Consider the following 601-nt stretch of genomic DNA (forward strand, 5'->3'; position numbering starts at 1 on the left):
TCAGTTTACTGTCGAGGAGGTCTTTGATTCTTTTTTAATCAGCATTGAGTTAACGATTGATGCAATTTCCCCAAGTGTGTATATAATATTTCCCTTGCTCTTCACCTCACAGATCGTTTTGCCGCTTGCCGCAGTGGGGGATTTCGGAGTACTGCACCGTCAACCAAGCACAAATGTTGATAGAAGCACTGCACTTGATTTAACCACGTCAGCCCCCATTGCGGCAAACGGCTGTTAGTGGCTGTGGCTTTCTGTCGTCCATTTGTCTGTCGGGGTTGTGCGTTGCTGAAAAATAAAAAAGAGGGGAAAGGATTTTTTTGTCGGGTCGTAAAAAAGCAAGCTCTTTACGCATTTTTGTTGGCTTTGTGCTGTTGCCAAAATGCGTAATGTGCTTGCTTGTGTGTTGGCTGATTTGCTTACTCCACTTCAAAAGTTACGGTTACATTTCCCGAACCTAATGCAGTTGTCAAACCTGTTACATCGTCTATTGCACCTAACTTTGTGTAGCTGTAAGAAGTTGAAAAGGTTTTGTAAAACAATACCAAAGTTTTTGAGCCGTACAACATCAAGTCGCCATTTTTTATAGTTCCGGGATTGGTCG

Annotated in this window: 2 protein-coding genes; one reads left to right on the forward strand and one right to left on the reverse strand. The window is 42.8% G+C overall.

All coding sequences use genetic code 11. The features are described 5' to 3' along the window. On the forward strand, positions 1 to 238 hold a 238-nt coding region (locus NZ519_14120), incomplete at its 5' end, for a hypothetical protein (GenBank protein ID MCS7029888.1). A 178-nt stretch (positions 239 to 416) separates the two neighbouring features. On the opposite strand, the gene NZ519_14125 is transcribed toward NZ519_14120, so the two are convergent. Next, positions 417 to 601, reverse strand: a 185-nt coding sequence (locus tag NZ519_14125; GenBank protein ID MCS7029889.1) for a cyclophilin-like fold protein, incomplete at its 5' end; no start/stop codon positions are given.

The sequence above is a fragment of the Bacteroidia bacterium genome (genome assembly GCA_025056095.1).
In the GTDB taxonomy this organism is placed as follows: domain Bacteria; phylum Bacteroidota; class Bacteroidia; order JANWVE01; family JANWVE01; genus JANWVE01.